At 60.3% G+C, this 25,954-nt stretch carries 19 protein-coding genes; 4 read left to right on the top strand and 15 right to left on the bottom strand.

Annotation, left to right across the window (positions count from 1 at the left end; translation table 11 throughout):
* Window position 1 precedes the first annotated feature (1 nt).
* Both guaA and guaB read right to left on the bottom strand, forming a co-directional pair.
* Window positions 2–1,579 carry a glutamine-hydrolyzing GMP synthase gene (gene guaA / locus MKR05_RS16470; RefSeq protein ID WP_008803811.1) on the bottom strand — a complete coding sequence of 526 codons (1,578 nt, stop codon included), beginning with the start codon at window positions 1,577–1,579 and terminating at the stop codon, window positions 2–4.
* A 67-nt stretch (window positions 1,580–1,646) separates the two neighbouring features.
* A complete protein-coding gene (gene guaB, locus MKR05_RS16465) occupies window positions 1,647–3,113 on the bottom strand; it encodes an IMP dehydrogenase (RefSeq protein WP_004151980.1) in 1,467 nt (488 codons plus the stop codon).
* Window positions 3,114–3,271: 158 nt separating this feature from the next.
* Here guaB and xseA point away from each other — a divergent pair, with 158 nt between their 5' ends.
* On the top strand, window positions 3,272–4,663 hold the full coding sequence (gene xseA / locus MKR05_RS16460) for an exodeoxyribonuclease VII large subunit (RefSeq protein ID WP_284118378.1): 1,392 nt from the start codon (window positions 3,272–3,274) through the stop codon (window positions 4,661–4,663).
* Here xseA and MKR05_RS16455 read toward each other — a convergent pair.
* The 12 genes from MKR05_RS16455 to MKR05_RS16400 form a co-directional block, all read right to left on the bottom strand.
* Window positions 4,647–4,865 (bottom strand): zinc ribbon domain-containing protein, encoded by a 219-nt coding sequence (locus MKR05_RS16455; RefSeq protein WP_004201901.1) that lies wholly within the window; start codon window positions 4,863–4,865, stop codon window positions 4,647–4,649. The genes xseA and MKR05_RS16455 overlap by 17 nt on opposite strands.
* Before the next feature lie 49 nt (window positions 4,866–4,914).
* A complete protein-coding gene (locus MKR05_RS16450) occupies window positions 4,915–5,994 on the bottom strand; it encodes a Gfo/Idh/MocA family oxidoreductase (protein ID WP_112201306.1) in 1,080 nt (359 codons plus the stop codon).
* Between the two features lie 118 nt (window positions 5,995–6,112).
* Window positions 6,113–7,591 (bottom strand): ribosome biogenesis GTPase Der, encoded by a 1,479-nt coding sequence (gene der, locus MKR05_RS16445; RefSeq protein ID WP_004144309.1) that lies wholly within the window; start codon window positions 7,589–7,591, stop codon window positions 6,113–6,115.
* 113 nt (window positions 7,592–7,704) lie between these two features.
* Entirely contained in the window at window positions 7,705–8,883 is a 1,179-nt protein-coding gene (bamB, locus tag MKR05_RS16440) for an outer membrane protein assembly factor BamB (protein ID WP_023290632.1), read from the bottom strand.
* 10 nt (window positions 8,884–8,893) lie between these two features.
* Window positions 8,894–9,514 (bottom strand): YfgM family protein, encoded by a 621-nt coding sequence (locus MKR05_RS16435; protein ID WP_023290633.1) that lies wholly within the window; start codon window positions 9,512–9,514, stop codon window positions 8,894–8,896.
* 34 nt (window positions 9,515–9,548) lie between these two features.
* Window positions 9,549–10,823 carry a histidine--tRNA ligase gene (hisS, locus tag MKR05_RS16430; protein WP_012540880.1) on the bottom strand — a complete coding sequence of 425 codons (1,275 nt, stop codon included), beginning with the start codon at window positions 10,821–10,823 and terminating at the stop codon, window positions 9,549–9,551.
* A 91-nt stretch (window positions 10,824–10,914) separates the two neighbouring features.
* Window positions 10,915–12,036 carry a flavodoxin-dependent (E)-4-hydroxy-3-methylbut-2-enyl-diphosphate synthase gene (gene ispG, locus MKR05_RS16425; RefSeq protein WP_048336296.1) on the bottom strand — a complete coding sequence of 374 codons (1,122 nt, stop codon included), beginning with the start codon at window positions 12,034–12,036 and terminating at the stop codon, window positions 10,915–10,917.
* 26 nt (window positions 12,037–12,062) lie between these two features.
* Window positions 12,063–13,052: a cytoskeleton protein RodZ gene (rodZ, locus tag MKR05_RS16420; RefSeq protein ID WP_049013894.1), complete on the bottom strand. Its 990-nt coding sequence runs from the start codon at window positions 13,050–13,052 to the stop codon at window positions 12,063–12,065.
* A 276-nt stretch (window positions 13,053–13,328) separates the two neighbouring features.
* Window positions 13,329–14,495: a bifunctional tRNA (adenosine(37)-C2)-methyltransferase TrmG/ribosomal RNA large subunit methyltransferase RlmN gene (locus tag MKR05_RS16415; protein WP_002913894.1), complete on the bottom strand. Its 1,167-nt coding sequence runs from the start codon at window positions 14,493–14,495 to the stop codon at window positions 13,329–13,331.
* 289 nt (window positions 14,496–14,784) lie between these two features.
* Window positions 14,785–15,216, bottom strand: a complete 432-nt coding sequence (ndk, locus tag MKR05_RS16410; protein WP_004144312.1) for a nucleoside-diphosphate kinase — start codon at window positions 15,214–15,216, stop codon at window positions 14,785–14,787.
* Between the two features lie 160 nt (window positions 15,217–15,376).
* On the bottom strand, window positions 15,377–17,701 hold the full coding sequence (gene pbpC / locus MKR05_RS16405; RefSeq protein ID WP_177335891.1) for a peptidoglycan glycosyltransferase PbpC: 2,325 nt from the start codon (window positions 17,699–17,701) through the stop codon (window positions 15,377–15,379).
* Window positions 17,702–22,651, bottom strand: coding sequence for an alpha-2-macroglobulin (locus MKR05_RS16400; RefSeq protein WP_284118368.1), 4,950 nt, complete (start codon window positions 22,649–22,651; stop codon window positions 17,702–17,704). It lies immediately after the preceding gene.
* Window positions 22,652–22,857: 206 nt separating this feature from the next.
* On the opposite strand from MKR05_RS16400, the gene sseA reads away from it, so the two are divergent.
* The 3 genes from sseA (at window position 22,858) to MKR05_RS16385 (ending at window position 25,039) form a co-directional block, all read left to right on the top strand.
* Window positions 22,858–23,715: a 3-mercaptopyruvate sulfurtransferase gene (gene sseA, locus MKR05_RS16395; RefSeq protein WP_023290638.1), complete on the top strand. Its 858-nt coding sequence runs from the start codon at window positions 22,858–22,860 to the stop codon at window positions 23,713–23,715.
* A gap of 164 nt (window positions 23,716–23,879) precedes the next feature.
* Window positions 23,880–24,530, top strand: coding sequence for a DUF5066 family protein (locus MKR05_RS16390; protein ID WP_023290639.1), 651 nt, complete (start codon window positions 23,880–23,882; stop codon window positions 24,528–24,530).
* 101 nt (window positions 24,531–24,631) lie between these two features.
* Entirely contained in the window at window positions 24,632–25,039 is a 408-nt protein-coding gene (locus MKR05_RS16385; protein WP_284118366.1) for a hypothetical protein, read from the top strand.
* Between the two features lie 66 nt (window positions 25,040–25,105).
* On the opposite strand, the gene sseB is transcribed toward MKR05_RS16385, so the two are convergent.
* On the bottom strand, window positions 25,106–25,882 hold the full coding sequence (sseB, locus tag MKR05_RS16380; protein ID WP_284118364.1) for an enhanced serine sensitivity protein SseB: 777 nt from the start codon (window positions 25,880–25,882) through the stop codon (window positions 25,106–25,108).
* Window positions 25,883–25,954: the final 72 nt, after the last annotated feature.

Raw genomic sequence — 25,954 nt, 5'->3', positions numbered from 1 at the left:
GTTATTCCCACTCGATCGTTGCTGGCGGCTTACCGCTGATGTCATACACCACGCGGGAGATACCGTTCACTTCATTGATAATGCGGTTAGAGACGCGGCCGAGGAAATCATACGGCAGGTGCGCCCAGTGCGCGGTCATGAAGTCGATGGTTTCCACCGCACGCAGGGAAACCACCCAGTCGTATTTACGGCCATCGCCCATCACGCCGACGGAGCGAACCGGCAGGAACACGGTGAACGCCTGGCTCACTTTGTTGTACAGGTCAGCTTTGTGCAGCTCTTCGATGAAGATAGCGTCCGCGCGACGCAGCAGGTCGCAGTACTCTTTCTTCACTTCGCCCAGCACGCGCACGCCGAGGCCCGGACCCGGGAACGGATGACGGTAGAGCATATCGTACGGCAGACCCAGCTCCAGACCGATCTTACGCACTTCGTCTTTGAACAGCTCGCGCAGCGGCTCAACCAGCCCCATCTTCATCTCTTTCGGCAGGCCGCCCACGTTGTGGTGAGATTTGATGACGTGCGCTTTACCGGTAGCGGAAGCGGCAGATTCGATAACGTCAGGGTAGATGGTGCCCTGCGCCAGCCATTTGACGTCGTCCAGCTTCAGCGCTTCTTCGTCGAACACTTCCACGAAGACGCGGCCGATAATCTTACGTTTCGCTTCTGGATCGTTCTCGCCTTTCAGCGCGTCGAGGAAGCGCTGCTCGCCTTCGACGTGAACAATGTTCAGGCCAAAGTGGTCGCCGAACATGTCCATCACCTGCTGGGCTTCGTTCAGACGCAGGAGACCGTTATCCACGAATACGCAGGTCAGGTTTTTGCCGATGGCGCGGTGCAGCAGCATCGCGGTCACCGAAGAGTCCACGCCGCCGGAGAGGCCGAGGATCACTTTGTCATCGCCAACCTGCTGGCGGATACGCTCAACGGCGTCGTCGATGATTTTCGCCGGGGTCCACAGGGCTTCGCACTGGCAGATGTCGCGCACGAAGCGCTCCAGCATACGCATCCCCTGACGGGTATGGGTCACTTCCGGGTGGAACTGCACGCCGTAGAAGCGTTTTTCTTCGTTAGCCATAATGGCGAACGGGCAGTTGTCGGTGCTGGCGACGGTGACGAAGTCAGACGGGATGGCGGTGACTTTGTCGCCGTGGCTCATCCACACGTCCAGCAACGGTTTGCCGTCCGCGGTCAGAGAGTCTTCGATACCGCGCACCAGCGCGCTGTCGTTAACCACTTCAACCTGCGCGTAGCCAAACTCACGCTCGTTAGAGCCTTCTACATGGCCGCCCAACTGCATCGCCATGGTCTGCATACCGTAGCAGACGCCAAATACCGGCACGCCGGCTTCGAACACATACTGCGGCGCGCGCGGGCTGTTCTCTTCGGTGGTGCTTTCCGGGCCGCCGGAAAGAATGATGCCGCTTGGATTAAATTCGCGGATCTGTGCTTCCGTGACATCCCATGCCCACAGCTCACAGTAGACGCCCAGCTCACGCACGCGACGCGCCACCAGCTGAGTATACTGTGACCCGAAGTCGAGAATGAGAATGCGATGTTTATGAATGTTTTCCGTCATTGACGCTAATTCCGAGGCAAGTGAAACAGAGTAAATAAATCGCCCGACGCAAGGTCGGGCGAAGAAATCAGGAGCCCAGACGGTAGTTCGGGGACTCTTTGGTGATGGTCACGTCGTGAACGTGGCTTTCCTGAATGCCCGCACCGCTGATGCGTACGAATTCAGCTTTGGTACGCAGCAGGTCAATGGTACCACAGCCGGTCAGACCCATACAGGAGCGCAGGCCGCCCATCTGCTGGTGAATGATCTCTTTCAGGCGGCCTTTATAGGCCACGCGGCCTTCGATACCTTCCGGCACCAGTTTGTCAGCGGCGTTATCGCTCTGGAAGTAGCGGTCAGAGGAGCCTTTCGACATCGCGCCGAGGGAGCCCATCCCGCGATAGGATTTGTAAGAGCGCCCCTGGTAGAGTTCGATTTCGCCCGGGGATTCTTCGGTACCGGCCAGCATGGAGCCGACCATCACTGCCGCCGCACCGGCCGCGATCGCTTTAGCGATGTCGCCGGAGAAACGGATACCGCCGTCGGCGATAACCGGAATACCGGTGCCTTCCAGCGCTTCCACCGCGTCGGAAACGGCGGTGATCTGCGGCACACCTACGCCGGTCACGATACGGGTAGTACAGATGGAGCCCGGGCCGATGCCCACTTTCACCGCGCTGCAGCCGGCTTCCGCCAGCGCACGCGCGCCTGCGCCAGTGGCGACGTTGCCGCCGATGATCTGCAGGTCCGGGTATTTCGCGCGCGTTTCACGAATACGTTGCAGAACGCCTTCGGAGTGGCCATGAGAGGAGTCGATCAGCAGGACGTCAACGCCCGCAGCCACCAGCGCATCAACACGCTCTTCGTTGCCCGCGCCGGCGCCGACCGCAGCGCCTACGCGCAGACGGCCCTGCTCATCTTTACAGGCATTCGGTTTACGTTCCGCTTTCTGGAAGTCTTTTACGGTGATCATCCCGCGCAGGTGGAAGCTCTCATCCACAACCAGCGCCTTCTCAACGCGTTTTTCGTGCATCTTCGCAAAGACCACTTCACGGCTTTCGCCTTCACGAACGGTAACCAGACGCTCTTTCGGGGTCATGTAGACGCTGACCGGCTGGTTCAGATCGGTGACGAAACGCACGTCGCGGCCAGTGATGATACCGACCAGCTCGTTCTCTTCGGTAACCACCGGGTAGCCGGCGAAGCCGTTACGCTCGGTCAGCTCTTTCACTTCACGCAGGGTGGTGGTCGGCAGAACGGTCTGCGGGTCGGTGACCACGCCGGACTCATGTTTCTTCACGCGGCGAACTTCTTCCGCCTGGCGCTCGATGGACATGTTTTTGTGAATAAAGCCGATGCCGCCTTCCTGTGCCAGGGCAATAGCCAGACGCGCTTCCGTTACGGTATCCATGGCTGCGGAGAGCATAGGAATATTCAGACGAATGGTTTTCGTCAGCTGAGTGCTGAGATCGGCTGTATTCGGCAGAACGGTAGAATGAGCGGGAACGAGGAGGACGTCGTCAAACGTCAGGGCTTCTTTAGCGATACGTAGCATGGGCAATATCTCGACCAGGGTGGATAAATATTGCCGTGGCATTATACAGAGCGTAACCGATTGCATCTACCCTTTTTTGCAAATAATACTTGCCATCCCCTCTGAGCGCGTTACTATCGACTGAATAACCTGCTGATTTAAAGTTTGATCTTGCTCACATGTTACCCTCTCAATCCCCCGCAATTTTTACCGTTAGCCGCCTCAATCAGACGGTGCGTCTGCTGCTTGAGCGCGAAATGGGCCAGGTCTGGATCAGCGGCGAGATCTCTAACTTCAGCCAGCCTTCTTCCGGCCACTGGTACTTCACCTTAAAAGACGATAACGCCCAGGTGCGCTGCGCGATGTTCCGCAACAGCAACCGCCGGGTCACGTTTCGCCCACAGCATGGGCAGCAGGTGCTGGTTCGCGCCAACATCACCCTGTATGAGCCGCGCGGCGACTACCAGATTATCGTCGAAAGCATGCAGCCCGCCGGCGAAGGGTTGCTGCAGCAGAAGTATGAGCAGCTGAAAGCGCAGTTAACCGCGGAAGGGCTGTTCGATCAAAAACATAAGCAGGCGCTCCCCTCCCCCGCCCGCTGCGTCGGGGTCATCACCTCGAAAACCGGCGCCGCGCTGCACGATATTCTTCATGTCCTCAGACGCCGCGACCCCGGGCTGCCGGTGATCGTCTACCCGACCGCAGTTCAGGGTGACGATGCCCCCGGGCAGATTGTGCGCGCCATCGCGCTGGCGAACGCGCGTCAGGAGTGTGACGTGCTGATTGTCGGACGCGGCGGCGGTTCGCTGGAGGATCTGTGGAGTTTTAACGATGAGCGGGTGGCGCGCGCTATCTTCGCCAGCCAGATCCCTATCGTCAGCGCCGTCGGCCATGAAACCGACGTCACTATCGCTGATTTTGTTGCCGACCTGCGAGCGCCGACCCCTTCTGCCGCCGCGGAGATCGTCAGCCGTAATCAGCAGGAGCTGCTGCGCCAGCTACAGGCCGGGCAGCAGCGGCTGGAGATGGCGATGGACTATTTCCTCGCCAGTCGCCAGCGCCGTTTTACCCAGTTGTTCCATCGTCTGCAGCAGCAGCACCCGCAGCTGCGGCTGGCCCGCCAGCAGACCGCACTGGAACGCCTGCGCCAGCGGATGCGCATCGCCGTGGAATCGCAGCTTAAACGCGCCGAGCAGCGGCAAAAACGCACTGTTCAGCGCCTGAATCACTATAACCCGCAGCCGCGTATCCACCGGGCGCAATCGCGCGTCCAGCAGCTGGTATACCGGCTGGCGGAAACGATGCGTAGCCGCCTCAGCGAGCGGCGTGAACGGTTTGGTCACGCGGTGACCCATCTGGAGGCGGTGAGTCCCTTAGCCACCCTGGCGCGCGGCTATAGCGTCACTTCGGTGAGCGACGGCACGGTGTTGAAGCAGACAAAACAGGTCAAAACCGGCGATCTGCTCACCACCCGCCTGAAAGACGGCTGGGTCGAAAGTGAAGTGAGGCAGATTGCGCCGGTGAAAAAAACGCGGGCCAGAAAGCCATCGCCGCCTAAACCAGCGGAATAAACTCCACCCGTTTTTTCGAGATCAGGCCGTGCCCGTGCTGGCAAAAGTAATCCACCGCGCCGCACGCCTTCAGCACCTCCAGCGGCTGGTGGCATTCCGGGCAGCGCGCCTCAAGGGCAAATACCCTTTCGCACTGAGCGCAATGCGCGCTGCTGCCTTTGACATCTAACGGCGCGTGGCACAGAGGGCAATCAAGTTCCATAACCATTCCTTTCAACGTTTATCTGCACCTATTTTATCATGTTCCGGGTTTAATGAGGGCCGCGTAATTGCTGCTGCAACCTGAGCAGCCATTCCACTTCCTCAAGCCGACGCCGCGTCAGCCCGGCCACGCTTTCGGGCGCCCGGGTAAACACATTCTCCGCGCCAAGGATCTGCTCATCGAGACAGTGCGCATAGATCGCTCCGGGCCGGGTCCAGCGCTGGATCCGCTCGCCGTCCTGTAGCGTCGCCACCTCGCCATCAGGGGCGCGATCGAGGGCAAGCAGTCGCCCGTCCCGCAGCCCTATCCGCATTCCCTTTTGCCCGCCCGCGGGACCGGCATATTTGTTAAGCCAGATATTCAGCGGGATATCGCCCAGGCGTCCCTCCAGATGCGCCTCTCCCTCGGCAGTGACCGTATCCCCATGAGCAATATCTCGGCCGAGACGGTCTTTCGCCGCCCGAACGGCGAGGTCCAGCGTCACATCGCCCCCGCAGTCGAGCAGCGTTTCCCGCAGCATCGCCAGGACATGGGTACCGATATCGAGGATCACGCCGTCAGGATGACGCAGCCGCCGGCTATCCAGCTCGCCGGTGGCAAAGTTAAGCGCGACCGGTTCTCCGGCAGCGTTAAAGCCGCTTGGCTCCTGCAAATAGCCTTCTATCCAGGCGATATCCTGCGCTGAAAGGTGCGGCGGCGGCAGGCCGCTGCCCTCCTCTTCCGCCTGCCACGGCGGAGCAAGAGCGTTCAGGGCTAACCCACGCGCCATCCAGTGGTCGAGGGCCAGCACCCGACCGGCCTCCCCCGCCGGCGCCAGCAGCGCCCGCAGCCGCGCGGCCTGCTCAAGGTTGGCCACTATCGGTTTCTCCACCACGATGCGGGGAATGGCGCTGGCTAACGCCCTCTCCAGCACGGGCAGGTGCTGGAGGGATGACGTGGTGATGAAGAGCGTATCCAGGGGTTTGGCCAGCAACGCCGACAGCGAACTGCAGCGCTGGATCCCCGGCAGCGCTCTGCTGCTGTCCAGGTCATAGCCCTGGCAGCTGTCAATACGGTATCCGAGGCGACGCAGCGCGGGTAAATAGGCGGTTTCCACCACCGCGCCGAGGCCGATAAATCCAATTTGCATGTTTAGTCCACCCCTGAGCCGATCTGTTCCCGGCGAAGTATCGCGGGATTATGGCGGATGGTTTTGACATTTACCGGCATGGCGGCCACAAAAAAACCCGCCGAAGCGGGTTTAATGATTATTTGCTTTTCTTGATGTGCTTGATCAGGCGCTTACGTTTCCGCATCTGGTTCGGCGTCAGGGTGTTGCGCTTGTTGGCGAACGGGTTTTCCCCTTCCTTGAACTGGATACGGATTGGCGTACCCATCACGTCCAGGGATTTACGGAAATAGTTCATCAGATAGCGCTTGTAGGAATCCGGCAGATCCTTCACCTGGTTACCGTGGATCACCACGATAGGCGGGTTGTAGCCCCCGGCGTGGGCATATTTCAGCTTCACGCGACGGCCGCGAACCAGCGGTGGCTGATGATCTTCCGCCGCCATGTTCATGATCCGGGTGAGCATCGCGGTGCTTACGCGGCGGGTTGCGCTATCGTAGGCTTCACGTACCGATTCAAACAGGTTGCCGACGCCGCTGCCGTGCAGGGCGGAGATGAAGTGCACCCGGGCAAAGTCGATAAAGCCCAGACGATAGTCGAGGGTCTCTTTCACCTGCTCCTTCACTTCCTGGCTCAGGCCGTCCCATTTGTTGACGACGATCACCAGGGAGCGGCCGCTGTTGAGGATAAAGCCCAGCAGCGACAGATCCTGATCGGAGATGCCTTCGCGGGCATCAATCACCAGCAGCACGACGTTGGCGTCTTCAATCGCCTGCAGCGTCTTGATGACCGAGAATTTCTCCACCACGTCAGTAATTTTGCCGCGCTTGCGCACCCCGGCGGTATCGATGAGCACGTATTCGCGCTCGTCACGCTGCATCGGGATGTAAATGCTGTCGCGGGTGGTGCCCGGCATATCGTAGACCACCACACGATCTTCGCCGAGGATGCGGTTGGTGAGCGTCGATTTACCGACGTTAGGACGTCCGACAATCGCCAGCTTGATCGGCAGATCCTGCGGATTGAAATCGTCTTCCGGCTCTTCTTCCGCTTCACCATTCTGCTCAGCTTCGAATTTTGCCCAGTATTCGGCGTCTTCATCCACTTCTTCCTGAGGATTTACCTCATCGACCCATGGCAGCAGGGCCTGCTCAAGCAGGCTGGTCACGCCGCGGCCGTGCGAAGCGGCAATAGGATAGATATCGCCCAGGCCGAGCGACCAGAAGTCCGCCATCGCCTGGTCGACGTCGATGCCGTCGGTTTTGTTAGCCACCAGGAAGGTGGGCTTTTCACGAGAGCGCAGGTGTTTAGCGATCGCGATGTCCGCCGGCATCAGGCCCGCGCGCGCATCGACCATAAACAGCACCACATCGGCCTCTTCGATTGCCAGCAGCGACTGCTCCGCCATCCGGGTTTCCACGCCCTCTTCCGTACCATCAATACCACCGGTATCGATACAGATGAATTCGCGGCCTTCGACTTCGGCCCGACCGTACTTACGGTCACGAGTCAGCCCCGGGAAATCCGCAACCAGCGCATCACGAGTGCGCGTCAGGCGGTTAAAGAGCGTGGATTTTCCAACGTTAGGGCGCCCGACAAGCGCGACCACAGGTATCATGTTAAATGCCTCATACAATCACTAAGCAACATCGTCATAACGACGTTTTTAAAAAAGTCAAAACGGCCCCTGTCTGCCAGGGGCCGTTTCTTAATCACTCACGACAGCGGTAATTAACGCGTAATCGCGTACAGCGTACCGTCTTTCGCCTGGATCAGCAGTCGACCATCGGCCACAACCGGGTCGGTCAGGAAACCGGAGCTGTCCACTTTCTGCTGCGCCACAAAATGGCCATCTTCCGGGTTCACCCAGTGCATATAGCCTTCGCTATCGCCGACCACCAGATTGCCATTATACAACACCGGCGCGGTCAGCAAACGGTGCAGCAGATCGCTTTGTGTCCACAGGGTCACGCCGCCATCGGTAGTCAGCGCCAGCAGGCGGTCATTCTGGTCAACCAGATAGATACGGTTGCCATCGACGATGAAATCATTCACCGAACCCAGCTCGCGCTTCCACATAATCTGGCCGCTGCGCAGATCCAGCGCGGTCAGGTTACCGTTGTAAGCCAGCGCATAGACAACGCCGTTGACGATAATCGGCGTGGTGTCGACGTCGCTCAGACGGTCGATTTCCGTCGGCCCGGTGGCCGTGGAAATACGCTGCTGCCAAATCATCTGCCCCTGCTGCATCAATACCGCGCTGACGCGGCCATTGTCGCCGCCCACGATCGCCGCGCCGTAGGCGGTGGCCGGAGCGGATTCGCCGCGCAGGGAGAGCGCAGGCATATCCAGGTTAACCGTCCACTTCACGGCGCCATCGGTCTCATTCAGCGCCTGCAGCTGGCCGTTACTGGTGTGGACCAGCACCATGCCATCGCTCACCACCGGGCGCGACAGCGCTTCGCCGGCGACGCGGGTTTGCCAGGCAACGGTACCATCGCTGGTATTCAGCGCATACAGCTGCGCTTTCTCACTGCCGATATAAACATGGCCGCCCGAGACGGTCACCCCGCCGGAAAGCAGCGCCGGGGTGCGCGAGAACCAGCCATCTTTCTCCGCCAGATTCACCGACCACACCTCTTTGCCGTCGTCAGCGCTCAGCGCTTTGACGGTGCCTTTACGGTCAGCGGCATAGACCACGCCGTCGGCGAAGGCCGGATGAAGGTTAGAGTAAAATTCGCCGATACCATCGCCAACCGAGGTGCTCCAGGACGTGGACGGCGTAAACTGGTTTTCTACCGTCGGCAGCGGTGACATTTTCACCACATCTTCTTCGCTATTAAACAGCGAACACCCGCTCAGCAAGGTAACGGAAAGCAGCCCTGGCAAAAGTAATTTACGCAATTGCATCGAGTCCCTCTCAGATGGACAAATTATTCATTTTCATACGCATCATTTCGCTGAGCGCAGGAGAAGCATCGCTTTTCACGCCAGCTTCCCACGCCGCACGGGCCCCTTGCTTATCGCCTTTGCTCAACAGAATTTCGCCGCGCAAATCAGCCACAATCGCGGTCCAACCTTCGCCTTTAATGCTGTCGAGGGTTTTCAGCGCCGCATCAGCCTGCTTCATCTGCAGCTGAACGCGGGCAAGACGCATACTGATAACCGATTTCAGGTTATCATCAGACGCGGCCGCCAGCCCCTGCTGAAGCTGCTTTTCGGCGTTCGGCAGATCGTTCTGTTCAACAAAATGCTGTGCCAGCTCGAGAGAGGCGAAGGCGCCGTAGGTATTTTTATTGTCAGCCGCGAACTTCTCCGCCCCTGACAGCACGTCTGGCGTATTTGATTTCAGCGCGGAAGTCGCCTTTTCGTAAGCCAGCGACGCGTCTCTGGCGGTATCCTGCTGATGGGAGGTCCAGTAGCGCCAGCCAACCAGCGCGCCAATCCCTAAAATCACCCCGACCGCCAGCGCTTTGCCGTTTTCGGCAAAGAAGCGCTTCAGCGCATCGACCTGATCGTTCTCGTTGTTAAAAGTTTCCACGCAGTCCTTCTCCTGACTAATAATTCCCGGGAGATTAACCCAGAAGTGTGCGCAAATGCGCGGCAACGCTCTCCTGCGTTACGGTAGTTTGCTCACCTGAGCGTAAATCCTTCACTACCACGTTTCCGTCAGCGATCTCTGACTCACCCACCACCAGGGCGATACGTGCGCCCCATTTATCGGCACGGGCGAACTGCTTCTTAAAGTTGCCGCCGCCGTGGTTGGTCATCAGTTTCACGCCGGGCAGCGCATCGCGAACCTGCTCAGCCAGACGCATGGCGGCGGACTGAGTATCGGTCCCGGAGGCTACCAGGTATATATCGACAACAGGATCGGCTTTAAATTCCGGATTCACTGCCTGGACCAGTAAAACAAGACGTTCCAGACCCATGGCGAAGCCCACGCCCGGGGTGGCACGACCGCCAAGCTGCTCAACCAGACCGTCGTAACGGCCGCCGGCGCAGACGGTGCCCTGAGAACCGAGACTGGTGGTCACCCACTCAAACACGGTGCGGTTATAGTAGTCGAGGCCGCGCACCAGGCGCTGGTTGACGGTATAGCGGATCCCGGCATCGTCAAGTAACGCGCACAGGCCGGCAAAGTGGGCTTTCGACTCTTCGTCGAGATAATCGCCGAGCGCCGGCGCGTCGTTCAGCAGCGCCTGCACGTCCGGGTTTTTGGAGTCCAGCACCCGCAGCGGATTGGTATACATCCGGCGTTTGCTGTCTTCATCAAGCTTATCGGTAAACTGCTCGAGATAAGCCACCAGCGCGTCGCGGTAGTTGGCGCGGGCTTCCAGAGAACCGATGGAATTCAGCTCAAGGCTGACATGATCGGAGATGCCCAGCTCACGCCACCAGCGCGCGGTCAGCATGATCAGCTCCGCATCGATGTCCGGCCCCTGCAGGCCAAAAACTTCGGCGCCGATCTGATGGAACTGGCGGTAACGGCCTTTCTGCGGACGCTCGTGGCGGAACATCGGCCCGACGTACCACAGGCGCTGTTCTTGATTGTACAGCAGACCATGTTCGATGCCGGCTCGTACGCAGCCCGCCGTCCCTTCCGGACGCAGCGTCAGGCTGTCGCCGTTGCGGTCCTCAAAGGTGTACATCTCTTTTTCAACCACGTCGGTCACTTCGCCGATCGCGCGTTTGAATAACGGGGTCTGCTCTACAATCGGCAAACGGATTTCGCTGTAACCGTAGCTACCGAGCACCTGCTTCAGTGAGCCTTCAATGCGCTGCCAGAGAGCGGTTTCGCCCGGCAGATAATCGTTCATGCCACGGATGGCTTGAATGTTCTTTGCCACGTTTATTCTCTTTATATATACAAAAATGAACCCCGGCGCCTCGCGCCCGCAGGTTCAATCATACACGGGAAGCGTATCGCTTCCCAACACGTTATTTTGCTTCAAGCTGTTGAACGTCAATCCGACGGGCTTCATCGAGCATCGAGGCTTTGGCGCGGATCCGCGCTTCCAGCTGGTCGATCATGTCGTTGTTGTCCAGGCGATCTTTACGCACGCCGTCTTCATACAGGCCGCTTTTCTTGTTGCCGCCGGTCACGCCGAGGGTGGAAACCAGCGCTTCGCCTGGGCCGTTCACCACGCAGCCGATGATCGAAACATCCATCGGAGTGATGATATCTTCCAGACGTTGCTCCAGGGCGTTCACCGTCCCGATAACGTCAAACTCCTGACGCGAACAGGTCGGGCAGGCGATGAAATTAATACCGCGGGAACGAATACGCAGCGATTTGAGGATATCGAAGCCGACCTTGATCTCCTCCACCGGATCCGCCGCCAGCGAGACGCGCAGCGTATCGCCGATCCCTTCGGACAACAGCAGCCCAAGACCGATCGCCGATTTCACCGCGCCGCTGCGCGCGCCGCCCGCTTCGGTGATCCCGAGGTGCAGCGGTTGATCGATCTGTTTCGCCAGCAGGCGATAAGACTCTACCGCCAGGAAGACGTCGGAGGCTTTAACGCTGACTTTAAACTGATCGAAATTGAGGCGATCGAGATGATCGACGTGGCGCATGGCGGATTCGAGCAGCGCCTGCGGCGTCGGCTCGCCATATTTTTCCTGCAGATCTTTTTCCAGCGAGCCGGCGTTAACGCCGATGCGGATCGGGATATTTTTATCGCGCGCGCAATCTACGACCATGCGGATGCGCTCTTCGTTGCCGATGTTGCCCGGGTTGATACGCAGGCAGTCGACGCCGTATTCCGCGACTTTCAGCGCAATACGGTAGTCAAAGTGGATATCGGCGACCAGCGGGACGTTGACCTGCTGTTTGATTATTTTGAACGCCTCGGCGGCGTCCATCGTCGGAACAGAAACGCGGACAATATCCGCGCCCACGCGCTCTAACGCTTTGATTTGATTTACGGTTGCCGCCACATCAGTGGTGCGCGTATTAGTCATTGACTGAACGGCGATGGGAGCCCCATCGCCAATTGGCACATTACCAACGTAAATACGTTTAGATTTTCTACGTTGAATCGGAGCCTGGTTATGCATGAAAAATCTCCCGCGTTACCCGTCTGTTACTGCGCCGGTGATGATTCGGCATTAAGGGTCAGACGCGCAACCTGGTTAGTTCTGATAAAACGACTTAAATCGACAGGCTTGCCCAGATACTGGATCTCTACCGCAGCCGGGGCGCCAATTTTCAGCTTATACGGCGCCTGACCGCTCAGGTTCAGGTTGCCGCCTTTACGCTGCAGGCCGCTGAACAGTTTTTTGCCGGTGGCATCGCTCACTTCCAGCCAGCAATCGGCGGAAAAGTTCATCACCAGATCCTGCGCCGCCGCCGGGTTCGTCACGTTCGCCTGATCGGTCGGCAATGGCGAGGCCGGGGTAGCCGGCGCCGTCGGCGCCGCGCCTGCGGTATCGACATTGGCCTGGGAAGGCGCGACAACGGCGTTATTGTCCGCCGGCGTCTGGGCCGGGGCGCTGGTGGTCGGGGCGCTGGCGGTATCGGTTGGCGCGCTGTTCGCAGCGCTATCGGCGGTCGGGGCTGCCGGGGCGCTGGTATCCAGCGGCACGCTCTGGCTGCTGGTGTCGCCGCTGTTCAGCTCAGCGGAAGACTGATCGGCCATGGTGGAGATCTCTTCCTGCTGCGCCTTATGGTCTTGCCACCACCAGGCGCCGCTCAGGCCGATAACCACAAACAGCACCAGCCAGGTGAAGCTCATCAGCCAACCGTCGCGTTTTTTGCGACGTTTACCTAAAGAGAAGCTCTGCATTGGCGCGACTTTCGCCGCGCGGATGGGCGCTTGCTTAGCCATCATCGGCAGCAGCTCGTCTTCCGGGATATGTACGAGGCGAGCATAGGAGCGGATGTACCCTCGCAGGAAGGTGGAAGCGAGGTCGGCAGGCGCCTTATCGTCTTCAATATCACGAACCGTGGACACCTTCAGGCATAAGCGTTCTGCCACCGCTTGCTGGCTAAGTCCGAGTTGTTCGCGGGCGTGACGCAGACGCGCGCCCGTGGTGTTTGCTTCTTGATGATCTTGAGTGGCTTCAGTATTCATTCGCTACAACTACTGGTACGTGAAATTTAAAGTTCAGCGCGGGAAAAAGCCGGCGCCGCGAGACATCTGTGGTACGTCAGCCTCACAGTATAGGACTGTCAGCCGCGCGATCACAGAGACGAATCAAAATTGAATGCTAAGCGGTTGTTGTGCCGCTACATACTGCCTCAAAGTCGACAAAAACGCACCGTAATTATTAACCGAATCAGCGTATTTCGCCTGGCTATTGGTCATAAATATGACCCGTGCCGCCTGCGCTGCACGGGCCATCATTTGTCAGACCGCTTTTACGTCAATCGCTTCGCCCTGCATCCGCTTACGCAGCGTGCGCTTGGTACGGTCGATGACGTCGCCCGCCAGCTGACCGCAGGCGGCATCGATATCGTCGCCGCGCGTTTTACGCACGATGGTCGTAAAGCCGTACTCCATCAGAACTTTGGAGAAACGGTCGATGCGGCTGTTGGAGCTGCGGCCATACGGCGCGCCCGGGAACGGGTTCCATGGGATCAGGTTGATCTTGCACGGCGTATCTTTCAGCAGCGCCGCCAGTTCGTGGGCGTGCTCGGTGCCGTCGTTGACATGATCCAGCATCACGTACTCGATGGTCACCCGGCCCTGGTTGGCGTTGGACTTCGAAATATAGCCGCGCACCGAGTTGAGGAAGGTCTCGATGTTGTACTTTTTGTTGATCGGGACGATTTCGTCACGAATGGTGTCGTTCGGCGCGTGCAGGGAGATGGCCAGCGCGACGTCGATCATATCGCCGAGTTTATCCAGCGCCGGCACCACGCCGGAAGTCGACAGGGTGACGCGACGTTTGGAGAGGCCAAAGCCGAAATCGTCGAGCATGATTTCCATTGCCGGAACGACATTGTTGAGGTTCAGCAGCGGCTCGCCCATGCCCATCATCACCACGTTGGTGATCGGACGTACGCCGGTGGTCTTCACCGCGCCGACGATTTTCGCCGCGCGCCAGACCTGGCCGATAATTTCGGAAACCCGCAGGTTGCGGTTAAAGCCCTGCTGGGCGGTGGAGCAGAATTTACACTCCAGCGCGCAGCCTACCTGGGAGGAGACGCACAGGGTGGCGCGGTCTTCTTCCGGGATATAGACGGTCTCGACGCGCTGATCGCCAACGGCAATCGCCCATTTAATGGTCCCGTCGGTTGAGCGTTGCTCTTCAACCACTTCCGGGGCGCGGATCTCCGCCACTTCTTTCAGTTTACTGCGCAGGACTTTGTTGATGTCAGTCATCTCATCAAAGTCGTCGCAGCAGTAGTGATACATCCATTTCATCACCTGATCGGCGCGGAAAGGCTTCTCGCCCATGTTTTTGAAAAACTCGCGCATCTGCTGACGGTTTAAATCCAGCAGGTTGATTTTGGCATCTTTGTTCGGCACCGTCAGAGCGGCGGTATCAGGCGTGACAATTTGTTCAGACATAATGTTTTCCGGCCTCGTTATTACACGTTATGGCCCCAGGTGGGTTGAAAAAGAAACGCCCCGGAGAGCGACAGCTCGTCCAGGGGCGCTATATTCTACAAATTCTGGCGGATCATTGCCACGTTTGCACAAAGCAATGATAAAAAATCTGTTACTGCGTACATAATCCTCTATGGCTTTTCGATTGTCGCAAGGCGGCAAGCAAGTGAATCCCCGGGAGCATAGATAACTATGTGACCGGGGTGAACGCGCGTAGCCAACGCCGCGACGGTCGAAAAGACGACGAGGATTAGCGAGTGCGCGGGCAAACCTCGCCTTCAGCAAAGAAGAACGCGATTTCGCGTGCAGCGGATTCTACAGAGTCGGAACCGTGGGTGCCGTTCTCGGTGAAGCTGTCAGCGTAGTCAGCGCGCAGGGTACCCGCCAGGGCGTTTGCCGGGTTGGTGGCGCCCAGCAGGTCACGGTGACGCTGAACGGCGTTTTCGCCTTCCAGGACGGAAACCACGATCGGGCCGGAGGTCATGAACTCAACCAGACCGTCGAAGAACGGGCGACCTTCGTGCTCAGCATAGAAACCACGAGCCTGCTCTACGGTCAGGTGCAGCATTTTGGTGCCGACGATTTTGAACCCTGCAGCTTCAAAGCGGGAAAAGATGCTGCCAATAACGTTTTTTGCCACCGCGTTTGGTTTGATGATGGAAAAAGTACGTTCAATAGCCATGATTACCTCTAATTAAATGTTCTGTTGTTGCGCATACGATCGTATGGCCTGGCGCGCATTATAATGAGCATCCCCGCCCCTGCCTACGGCTGAAGGTAACATTTTGTTAAAATAAGATGAGTATTGAAAACACAAACCGCCAACAACAAATTTACCCTGGTTATTGCAGGGTAAAACGCGCGGCCGCCGTTTGTCCTGCCTCATCCATCACCACCAGCTGCCACTCGCCGGGCTTATCCAGAGTTAGCGTGGTTCTCGCGCCGGCGGCATCTATCGGCTGGCCGTTGATAAACCACCAGCGCCGCCCTTCACCACCGCTGGTTTGCAGGGGCAACATCACCCGCGCCTCCCCCGGCAGACGTTTAATCACCGCCCCCTCGCGAACCCCGGAGAGCACCAGCGGCGCGGCATCCTGAGTTTGCAACGGCGGGCATGCCTTCGATGCCGGCCCCAGACGCGCGGAGCGACGTTCCCCCGGCGGTAGCCAGGGATCCAGCGGCAGCGGCCAGACCTCCACCACACTTTCGCGCGCCCCGGGACAATCCGCCGCCACCCGTTCGCCGTGTTCATTGCGCCACACCGGGAAGCGGATCCCGCGCACGCCCTCCTGCCCCGGCAGCAGCAGGGTCGGCGGCTGGCTGTCTTCCAGCAGCCAGCTGGCCAGGCGACGACGGCAGTTGCTGTCGCCCGCCGGCAGCGCCTGGCCGCCGGGCCAGCAGAGCGTTCCGCGGCTAACCGTTGCCGGTCGCGGATCGACCGGCAGGCCGCCGCGGCTCATCGCCGGGCGGGCGAGCAGCAGATTATTGACCTGATTGAGCAACGGCACCGCGCTGGCGAAGCCAAACTGCCCCACCACCGGCGTACCGTCCGGACGCCCGGTCCAGATGCCAATCAGATAACGCGCATTGAGGCCCACCGCCCACGCATCGCGATACCCGTAGCTGGTGCCGGTCTTCCAGGCCAGCGGCACCACTTGCGGGAGTGAGGCATCGGGAACCGGCTGCGCTTCGCCGGCCAGGATGCGCCGGACGATCCACGCCGCCCCCGGGGATATCAGCGCCCTTTCCACCAGCGGGTCTCCGGGCGTCATGCGCAGCCGCGCCGCCTTCCCGTGGCGGGCAAAGGCGCTGTACGCCGCGACGATATCTTCCAGCCTCGCTCCGGCGCCGCCGAGGATCAACGACAGATTCGGCTCGGCGCCGGCGGGCAGCATCAGGGGCAACCCGGCATTGCGCAAATTCGCCGCGAAACGTTTGGGCCCGTAGGCTTCGAGCACCTGGACCGCCGGCAGATTCAGGGAGCGCACCAGCGCGTCGCTGGCGCTCACCGGGCCGTGAAAGCCGCTGTCAAAGTTACCGGGGCGATAATCGCTAAAGCGCCGCGGCACATCCTGCAATAACGACGCCGGATGGATCAGCCCTTCATCCATCGCCAGCGCATAAATAAAGGGTTTCAGCACCGACCCAGGCGAACGGACCGCCGACGCCATATCAATGTGGCCAAAGCGACTGTCGTCCGTAATATCCGCCGACCCCACCCAGCCGCGGACTTTCATATCCGTGTGGTCGACGACAACCATCGCCAGCGAACTGCGCGGCGGCAGGCGCGACTTCCAGTTCAGCGCCAGATCCTCGAGCTGCCGCTGCAGTCCGGCATCGAGGGTCGTCACCACTTTTTCCTCACGACTGGTCGCCAGCGCCCGGCGGGCGAAGAGCGGCGCCAGCTGCGGCATCTGCCGCGGAAACAGCCACACCGGCTCCTCCATCGCCTCCTTTACCACCAGCCTCGGCCAGACGCCCTGGCTGACCATGCGCGCAAGGACTTTATCCCGCGCCGCCTGGGCCCGCTGCGGCCAGCGGTCCGGACGTAAACGGCTGGGCGCCTGGGGCAGCACCGCCAGCAGCGCCGCCTCGCCGTAGCTGAGCTGCGCGGGCGGCTTGCCGAGATAAGCCCAACTGGCCGCGCCGATCCCTTGCAGGGTGCCGCCAAAGGGCGCACGATTCAGATACAGGGTCAGGATTTCGCTCTTTGACAGATGCCACTCCAGCTGCAGCGCCCGCCACAGCTGGCGCAGCTTGCCGCCGAAAGTGCGGGGGTGGGGATCGAGCAGGCGCGCCACCTGCATGGTGAGGGTACTGCCGCCGGAAATGACCCGCCCGGAGGTGAGATCCTGCCAGGCGGCGCGCACTACAGCGAAGGGATTGACCCCCGGATGGCGCCAGAACCAGCGGTCCTCATACTGAATAAGCGCCTGCAGATAGCGCGGCGACACGTCGGCGAGAGTCACCGGATAACGCCAGACGCCCTGCGCGTCGGCAAACCGCCACAGGGGGGTCCCGTCCTCCGCCACGACCACCCGGGCAGGCGTGACGTCATGCAGCGGCAGCGGCCACAGGCGATCGGCGGTCATAACCGCCAGCCACAGCAGAAAAATAAACGCCGCCAGCCAGCGCCAGCGGCGTTTTACCCGATGCACTACGCGCATTTACGGCGTCACGGTGAGCGGACCGCTGGCGGTCCCGGTCGCCCGCCACTGCGGCACATACATCGATTCCACCTGCGGCTGCGGGACCTGGTAGGTGCCCGGCGTGACCGCCCGCGCCAGGTAGACCAGCGTCACCGGCTGACCTTCATTGACCGCGACAGCGGCGACGAAGCGGTCGTCGCGGAACTCGATATGCTGAATATCGGCCTGCTGCATCTGGTTAAGGAGGTTTTGCACCGCTTCGCCATTCTCCTGCAGGCTGGCGCTGCTGTTGGCCAGATTCTGGTTTTCCAGCTCGAGTCCCGCCGGCAGCAGGTCAACCACCAGCGCGTCAGGCACGTTGCGTCTGGCGGTCACCTCCAGCTTGACCAGCACCAGTTCGCCGCTGCGCAGCGACGACAGCGACTTCTGCCGCCCCTGGGTATCGAAAACGACGCGTTCAATCCCCAGGACGTTGCCGCCCGGCTGCGGCGCGCTTTGCGGATAGCCGCTGCTGTCCAGACGCAGCCACAGCGGTTGACTGCCGGTGTTGCTCACCTGCAACGTCGCCAGCCGATCGCCGTCGAGGTTACGGGTTTGCGCTTTATCGCCGGCCAGCGGCTCAGCCTGCAGCGAGGTTTGCGCCTGCCAGTTGCCCGGCAGGTCGGCAAGCGTACGTCCGGCAAGGAACAGGGCGTTGGTTTCCTGGGTCGACAGCCAGCGCTGGCCGTAGGCCTCTTCCGACAGCGTGCTCAACAGCGTGTTTTGCACCTCCGGCAGCAGCTTGTTCTCTTCCAGCAGCGCCAGCTTCAGCGCGTCATCGCGAAGCGAGCTGCCGTAATCGCCCAGCCAGCGATTCTCATCATGGCGCGGCGTGGCAACCGCCAGCTTCATGGCCTCATCGCCGCGCGGCGCATCGCCCATGGTTTTCAGCGCAATGCCGAGCTGCAGCAGCGGCAGGCCGGATCGCGCCTGGTCGTGACGGCTCCAGATTTCACGCAATGCGCCGAGCGGGGCTTTTTGCTGACGCGCCAGCACCAGTGCGGCGTATGCCTGGGCGGCAAAGCGGCTGGCCTGGGCGTCGTCGCTGTAGCGCACGGTCATCAGCCCCGGCTCCTGAAGATAGCGCAGCAGGCGTTCGTTACCTTTATTAATGGCGTTGACCGGTACGCTATAGCCCTGCTCGCCCGCGCGAACAAGGAAATCCATGGCGTAAGCGGTCAGCCAGTACTCTTCCGGCCCCTCTTTATCCCATAGCGCAAAGCCGCCGTTTTCCAGTTGCATCTGCAGCAGGCGCGAGATCCCGACATCGATTGCCGCGCGACGTTTTTCGTCGCTGTCCCCGCTGATGCCCAGCGCTTTTAGCTGCGCCGCGCTGGTATACAGGGACGGGAACAGGCCGCTGGCGGTCTGCTCAAGGCAGCCGTAAGGATAGGCTTTCAGGTCGCGGATATAGCGCGCAAGATTCAACGGCGGCTTGCCGCTGAGCAGCAGCTGGCCCTGCAGCGTCTGCGGGGCGAAACCTGCCGATTGCGCCGCCGGCGCCTGCCAGCTTTCGCCGGGCTGCAGCACGGCGCCGCTGTTGACGGTCTGCGCCGGGAACGCCGGACGAACGCCGATTTTCCACTGCTTCTGCAGCGGGGCGAAGGTTTCCCCCGGCAGGCTCAGGCCGCTGATAGTAGCGCTCACCTGGCCATCGCCAAAGCCCGGCAGCGCGCTCACCGGCACAAACAGCGTGCTGCGCGCCCCCGGCGCCAGCTGCACCGACGTTAGTTGACCCTCGGTCAAGGTCACCAGTCCGCTGGCGGCAAGATGTACCTGCAGAGTTTGCGGTTTATCGGTCAGGTTGCTGAGATCCAGCGCCAGACGGGTGGTGTCGCCGCTGGCGAGGAAGCGCGGGGTATTCAGCTCGGCGATGACCGGGGCGGCCACCACCACTTTATCTTCGCTGCTGCCGAAGTCATCCGCCGTCCAGGCCTGAGCCATCACCCGCAGCTCGCCGTTAAAATCACCGATCGGCAGCGTCACCGTCCCTTCGCCCTGATCGTTCAGCACCACCGGCTGCGCCTGCTGGGCGATGATGGTCACATGGTTAACCGGCGGTTTACCGCCACGTTTTAACTCGTCGCCATCGCCGCCGAAGCGCAGACTGGCCACACGCCCCTGCCCTTCAATCACCTGGCCGTAAATATCATAAATATCCGCCCCATAACGTTTCTGGCCAAAGAAGGCGTTCCACGGATCCGGGGTGGCGTAATCGGTAATATTCAGCACCCCGCTATCGACAGCCGAGAGCAGAACGTTAACCTGCTTCGGCGCCTCTCCCTCTTTGACGCTGGCTTTCACTTTCACCGTCAGCGGCTGGTTGGGGCGCATTTTATCCGGGGCCTCCAGCGCCAGCGTCAGGCGACGGTTTTCATCGCCCAGCGGCAGATGCAGCAGGCCCACCGCGCGTTTCGGCGTCGCCGAGCGGGATTTATCGCCGGGGCGAACCACCAGCGTGCTGAGGTAGAGGTCGTGGCGATTCCAGGCGTTATCCACCGGGATCGACAGGTCCATCCCCTCGGCGGGTACGTCAATCTCCTGCCACCACAGCGGCCCTTCGCTGGATTCCACCATCGCGTAGCCTTTACCCGCCGCCGGGGCGGCGATGTGCAGCCTGATGGTGTCGCCCGGCTTATAGCTCGGTTTATCCAGCTTCATGGTGACCCGGTCCGGGCGCGCTGCGCCGGTGCCTTCGCTGTTATCCTGCCAGCTGTAGCCCGCCCAGAAGCGCACGCTGCTGACGACATCGTCCGGTCCTTTCACCTCCAGGCGATAGGAGCCCCACTCTACCGGAAAGCTCACTTTACCGATCTGGCCGGCCTGCAGATCCAGCGACTCCTCGCCCTCCTGCAGATCTTTTTGATCGAACTGCGACTGCCAGCCTTCGCTATCGGACCAGTTCCAGTAATAATCCCGGCGCTCGCGGATCAGTCGCACCTGCAGGCCGGAAACGGCTTTTTTCTCGCCTTTGGCGTCGGCATAGACGATATCGAACGCGGCGTTGCTGTTTTCATCCACCACCGGCTGCTTCACCGTGGTGTCGGTGCGGTAGTCGTAAACGTCCTTCAGGGTAAATTGCGGGCGGATCCCCGGCAGCGCCTCGGCAGGCCAGATCGGCTGCTTAACCGTACGGGTGACCGGACGCCCACCGGACTCCAGCAGGCTCGCCTGCAACACCACCTGCAGCGGCGAATGGCTATCCTGCCACTGGCTGGAGGTGGTCACTTCGCCATGGCCTTTTTCATCCAGCGTCAGCTGGACTTCATCAAGGCTGCGGGAGAGATTTTCTTCTGCGATATCGCCGAACTCAAAGCCCGGCAGCGCGGCGACGGCGTCGCGAAGCGGGCGCAGGAACAGTTTGCCCTGCAGCGTGTTGCCGCTGGCCGGCGCGCCGTAGAGATAAGCGCCGCTGACATCAAAGGCGACATCGGCATTCGGCGCGACAGGCGCCGCCTGCGGCGTCAGCTTCAGCGCCATGCGTTCCGGCATAAAGTCTTCGACGTGGAAATCCCACTCGCGGGGCTGGTTGTCGCCGGTGCTGGCGCGAATGTGCCACATGCCGGTGGCCGCGCCGCTGTCGAGCGGATAAGTAAACTGGTACAGGCCGTTAACCGGTTTGCTCATCACCGAGCGGATCACCTGGCCATCCGGCTGGACCACCTCCAGCTTCACCGGCTGTTCCGCCAGCGGTTTGCCATCGCTATCGCGCAGCAGCGCATTGAGGATCACCGTTTCGCCCGGACGATAGAGATCCCGTGGGCCAAACATAAAGAACTGTTTGCTGAAGCCTGGCGCGCCGGCAATGGAGAACTCCGCCAGATCCAGCGCCGGCAGTTTGAGGTCGAGCAGCGTGGTTTGTCCCTCTTTGCGCGCCAGCAGCAGCGCGGCTTCTTTATCGGTTTGCAGGGTGACGTGGCCCTGGCTATCGCTTTTCGCCTGCGCCAGGGTCTGCCCTTTGGCGTTGAGCAGCTGGACATCGATACCAGACTGGGCGGCGCCGTTTTCCAGGCTCTGGGTAAAGACGTCCAGCCGGTTGTGGTAGCGATGCGCCGACACGCCGATGTCGCTAAGGGTAAACAGCGTCGCCGCGTTGCTGTAGCTATAATGACCCGCCGGGTTCATGACCGCCACGTAGACGCCAGGCTGCTGGAGCGGCTTGATGTCGCTCAGCGGCAGCAGCAGCTTTTCGCGGGTATTGCGCGCCGGATTGAGGTCAAAGCGGCCGCTGTATACCAGATCGGCCATCTTCAGCAGCTCGTCGGATTCCCAGTTGCTTAATGAATTGCGGTATTCCCACTGGCTGACGAAGGCCGAGAGCGATTCCGGCTTAATGCGGAAGAAGTTCACGTCGACGTTATCGACGTTCAGCGCCATCACCGGCAGCCCGGCGATCACGTTGCCCGGCAGCAGCGAGCCGCGGCTGGCAAATCCGACGCTTGGCGCGATATCGCGGGTAGTCAGGGTCTTCTCGAACGGTTTATCGAGCGTCGCCTTGTTCAGGGCGGTCAGCGTCGGGTCGACCGAGACAATCAGCTCGCGCTTTGGCTCAAGGTGACGCAGACGCAGCTCTTTCAGGTTCGGCGCCAGCTCCCACGCGCCATCTACCTTACCGCTCTTCTTATCCACCAGGTGCACGCTGCGGGAGAAATCTTGGTCCGGCTGCAGCGGTACGGAAAAGGTCAGCACCAGGGTCGCGGCGCCATCCAGCTGCACCTCCGAGGCGTCGAGCAGCGTCAGCGCTTTGCCCTGGCTTTTTTCCGCCAGCGCCGCCAGCTGGGCGCTGTCCGGTTTTGCCGCCGCGCCAGGGCCGCTATCGGCGGCCGGCGTCGGGGCCGTAGCCTGCGGTGTACCGCTGTCATCACACCCGGTTAATGAAAATGCGGTAAGGAGCGCCAGTGACAGCGCCGCTAAACGAAATGGTTTCATCCTTCTAACCCCTCGGCCGGTGGGCCTGATGCAAATTATCACTTTTTATTATGCGTTAAGGCGGCGCTTCTCAACAGTGATGACGCGGGTTTCTGCCGATTAATCAGAAAAGTGCCGTGACGTCGTCCCCACTCTGGCGTCCTTAACTTGTCAGCACCCGATAAAACGCCGACAATTCAGTCATGAATAGTCAAACGGAGGCACCTATGTCCACCTCGTTTTTTGTCGCCGCCGACTGGCTGGCGGAACATATTGATGACCCGGAGATCCAGATTATCGACGCCCGCATGGCGCCCGCCGGGCAGGAGGCCCTGCGCGATATGGCCGCGGAGTACCGCGCCGGCCACGTGCCGAACGCGCTGTTTTTCGATATCGAGGCGCTGTCCGATCACACCAGCCCGCTGCCGCATATGATGCCGCGCGCCGAGGCGTTTGCCGTGGCCATGCGCGAACTGGGCGTCTGCAGCGATAAGCACCTGGTCGTCTATGACGAAGGCAATCTGTTTTCCGCCCCGCGCGCCTGGTGGATGCTGCGCGCCTTTGGCGTGGAGAAAGTGTCGATTCTGGCCGGTGGGCTGGAGGGCTGGCGTCGCGACGAGCTGCCGCTGGAACAAGGGGTGCCGGAGGTGGCCGAAGGAGAATTCGACGTGCGGTTCGATCCTCAGCAAATTAAGCGCCTGACCGACGTGCTGCTGGTCAGCCATGAAGGATCGGCGCAGATTGTCGATGCGCGTCCGGCGGCCCGGTTTAACGGCCAGGCTGACGAACCGCGCCCCGGCCTGCGGCGCGGGCATATCCCCGGCGCGCTGAACGTCCCGTGGACGGAGCTGGTGATTAACGGCGAGCTGAAGACCGTCGACGAGCTGAACGACATCTTTTTGCGTCAGGGCGTCGATTTTGATCGGCCCATTATCGCCAGCTGTGGGTCCGGCGTGACGGCGGCGGTGGTCGTGCTGGCGCTCACCACGCTTGGCGTGAACGGCGTCTGCCTGTACGACGGCTCATGGAGCGAATGGGGGGCGCGCAGCGATCTGCCGATTGAACCGGCTCCTGCCGCTCAGTAAACGCCGCATGGCCGCGGACGTCCCGTCCCGCGGCCACTAAATAATTTCTGATTTTCTCCGCCTCATTCTCCTGCCAGTCGCTAAACCAGCTACTCTGTGCGGCCGCAGGGCTTGCGCCTGCCGTGTTGGCTTTATTGCCGCCCACTATATAAGGAAATTGAATGATGGCTTTTTCATTAGCGGATCTCATGGATGTCGTACACAAGCACAACCGCAATCCCACCCCGAAACCGATGCCCGTAGACGAAGTGGATCGCCTGCGCGTCCGGAAATACCGTGATCCGCAAAATAGCGAAACCGTGGCGCTTCCGGAGAGTCTGAAAGCGCTGCTGGCCTACGATTGCCAGCTGACAAGCCCCTACGGTCAACGGGTGCTGGAATCGGTTCTGAACGCCATTGATGAACATGGCGTCCTGCTTTCCGACTCACTGGATGAAGAGGCTTATTATATGAATGGCCTTGATATGATCGGGCTGGATTTTGAAGAGCTAATGCCCGTCTGGAACGACGATCCGCGTCTTCCTGCCCTGATTCGCCTCTGCCATCCCGGGGATCAGCAGGTATTTATCTACGTCACCGAGCGTGATGAACAGGGTGAATATCCTGTCGTCCGCTTCGAGGGTAAAGAGAATGAGCTTTGGCTGGCAGAATCGTCGCTGATTGAATATTTGCAGGGGATTTTTACCGGTGGAAAGGAGAGCCACGACGAATGGCAGCATCAACAAGCCCTCAACGAGTCACGCGATGGCGCCTTGCTGGAGCTGGAATATATTCATGAGGATCTTTACGCCAGGCTCGAAGGTTGTCCTGACTAATTCACCATCTCCCACCGATAGCGCGATTAACGCGCGCCGTCGGGGCCAGCGCCAGGATTGAGCGTTTAATCCATAACCTGATGGCACCACAAGGCGTGAAAATGGCATTAGTCTCCAACCCAGATTTTGCTTATTCCCCGCGCCTTCCCTGGCTGGGAGGCATCGCTGGCCTGCTGGTCGGCGGCGCAATCCTCTATTTTTGGCCGCAATTGAACCGGACATGGTTAAGCCTGGTTCCTGCGCCCGTTTCCGTTTATACCCGCTTTCTCGGCGTCACTTTGGAAGACGTCCCGCTGATCACCTATGGTCATCAAGCGCTGCTGGGTTTTCTGATGGTGCTGGTCGCCGGGCTGGTAGCAGCGCTACGCTATCTGCTGGGAGAGGAAAGGTGCCGTGCCTTGCGCGGGGATATGGCGCTCTTCAACGGCGTCGTCACGCTGTGCGTGACGGGATTTCTGCTCTATAACATGGCGTCAGCCTATCCGCGGATCGTTGCCGCCCTGCATTAACCTTTGCAACCCCGCTTTTGCATCGAGCTGAAAGCATACCGAAACCGGGGGCAACCGCCCCCGCTGTCAGATAATGCGGTTTTGTTTGAAATCGCGCAGGAAGCTGCCCCAGCGCTTTTCATAGAACGGCGTGATATGGGCAATCATAAAGTGGCTGATGCCCTTCTCGCCTTCCACCACCTGGCAAATATCGATCGGCTCATCGCCGGGCAGGGTATCGGTGGCCACGCTGCCGGTGGTCTGAATGATGGACTCGATATCCCCTTCCGCTTCAATGCCGATCAGCAGATTAGCGGGCGCGTCGGCGTGCTCTTTGATCGAGCACAGGAACGCCCGCTTGACGGTTTTCAGCGTTTTGAACAGCGTGGTCAGCGAATCCACCATCTGCGCCGGCGGCTCGGCGACTTCAGACAGCAGCAGCGCTTCCCCCCCTTCCAGCACCGTCTGGGTGCTGAGCGGGCGGCCCTCTTCCCCGAGCAGATGGCTGATTTCGCGCGGGGTAAACGCTTTACCGTTCGGCAGCTTCGGGTTGAGGAACAGCGATTCACCGAGAGTCATCGCCATCAGCGTGCGGGCCGGCATCATCACGAAAGCCTGTTCGTCTTCCACCGCCTGCTGCAGGGCCTCAAGCGAAGTGAAGAACGGAATGACCGACGTACCGTCATCTTTTTCCCAGTGCTGCAGATCCAGCGCGCTATCTTCGACAATCTGCTCGCCATCGGCTGCGCGGCCTGGTACCCAGACGGTGGCCTCAAGCAGCGCGCTGAAAAATGCCGGACGATGAGCGGGCTCGGTAGCCGCTTTTTCCAGCAGGGTTTCTAATTCGTTTTTGGTTTCGGACATAGTTTGGCTACTTCAAAAATCGCCCGGCGGCGCTACGTCCGCACGGGCCTGCGGATTTTCCAGGCCGGGTAA

The sequence above is a fragment of the Klebsiella sp. K5-204 genome (assembly GCF_030128585.1).
Taxonomy (GTDB): domain Bacteria; phylum Pseudomonadota; class Gammaproteobacteria; order Enterobacterales; family Enterobacteriaceae; genus Klebsiella; species Klebsiella quasipneumoniae.
This window is presented reverse-complemented; position numbering and strand designations above follow the sequence as displayed.

Bases quoted from the DNA above. Each gene is read 5' to 3' on its own strand.
- ispG (WP_048336296.1), bottom strand. From the start codon at position 12,036: ATGCATAACCAGGCTCCGATTCAACGTAGAAAATCTAAACGTATTTAC.
- MKR05_RS16450 (WP_112201306.1), bottom strand. From the start codon at position 5,994: ATGCAAATTGGATTTATCGGCCTCGGCGCGGTGGTGGAAACCGCCTAT.
- MKR05_RS16385 (WP_284118366.1), top strand. From the start codon at position 24,632: ATGGCATTAGTCTCCAACCCAGATTTTGCTTATTCCCCGCGCCTTCCC.
- MKR05_RS16455 (WP_004201901.1), bottom strand. From the start codon at position 4,865: ATGGAACTTGATTGCCCTCTGTGCCACGCGCCGTTAGATGTCAAAGGC.
- sseB (WP_284118364.1), bottom strand. From the start codon at position 25,882: ATGTCCGAAACCAAAAACGAATTAGAAACCCTGCTGGAAAAAGCGGCT.
- MKR05_RS16415 (WP_002913894.1), bottom strand. From the start codon at position 14,495: ATGTCTGAACAAATTGTCACGCCTGATACCGCCGCTCTGACGGTGCCG.
- ndk (WP_004144312.1), bottom strand. From the start codon at position 15,216: ATGGCTATTGAACGTACTTTTTCCATCATCAAACCAAACGCGGTGGCA.
- xseA (WP_284118378.1), top strand. From the start codon at position 3,272: ATGTTACCCTCTCAATCCCCCGCAATTTTTACCGTTAGCCGCCTCAAT.
- guaA (WP_008803811.1), bottom strand. From the start codon at position 1,579: ATGACGGAAAACATTCATAAACATCGCATTCTCATTCTCGACTTCGGG.
- rodZ (WP_049013894.1), bottom strand. From the start codon at position 13,052: ATGAATACTGAAGCCACTCAAGATCATCAAGAAGCAAACACCACGGGC.
- bamB (WP_023290632.1), bottom strand. From the start codon at position 8,883: ATGCAATTGCGTAAATTACTTTTGCCAGGGCTGCTTTCCGTTACCTTG.
- pbpC (WP_177335891.1), bottom strand. From the start codon at position 17,701: ATGCGCGTAGTGCATCGGGTAAAACGCCGCTGGCGCTGGCTGGCGGCG.
- MKR05_RS16400 (WP_284118368.1), bottom strand. From the start codon at position 22,651: ATGAAACCATTTCGTTTAGCGGCGCTGTCACTGGCGCTCCTTACCGCA.
- guaB (WP_004151980.1), bottom strand. From the start codon at position 3,113: ATGCTACGTATCGCTAAAGAAGCCCTGACGTTTGACGACGTCCTCCTC.
- MKR05_RS16390 (WP_023290639.1), top strand. From the start codon at position 23,880: ATGGCTTTTTCATTAGCGGATCTCATGGATGTCGTACACAAGCACAAC.
- sseA (WP_023290638.1), top strand. From the start codon at position 22,858: ATGTCCACCTCGTTTTTTGTCGCCGCCGACTGGCTGGCGGAACATATT.
- der (WP_004144309.1), bottom strand. From the start codon at position 7,591: ATGATACCTGTGGTCGCGCTTGTCGGGCGCCCTAACGTTGGAAAATCC.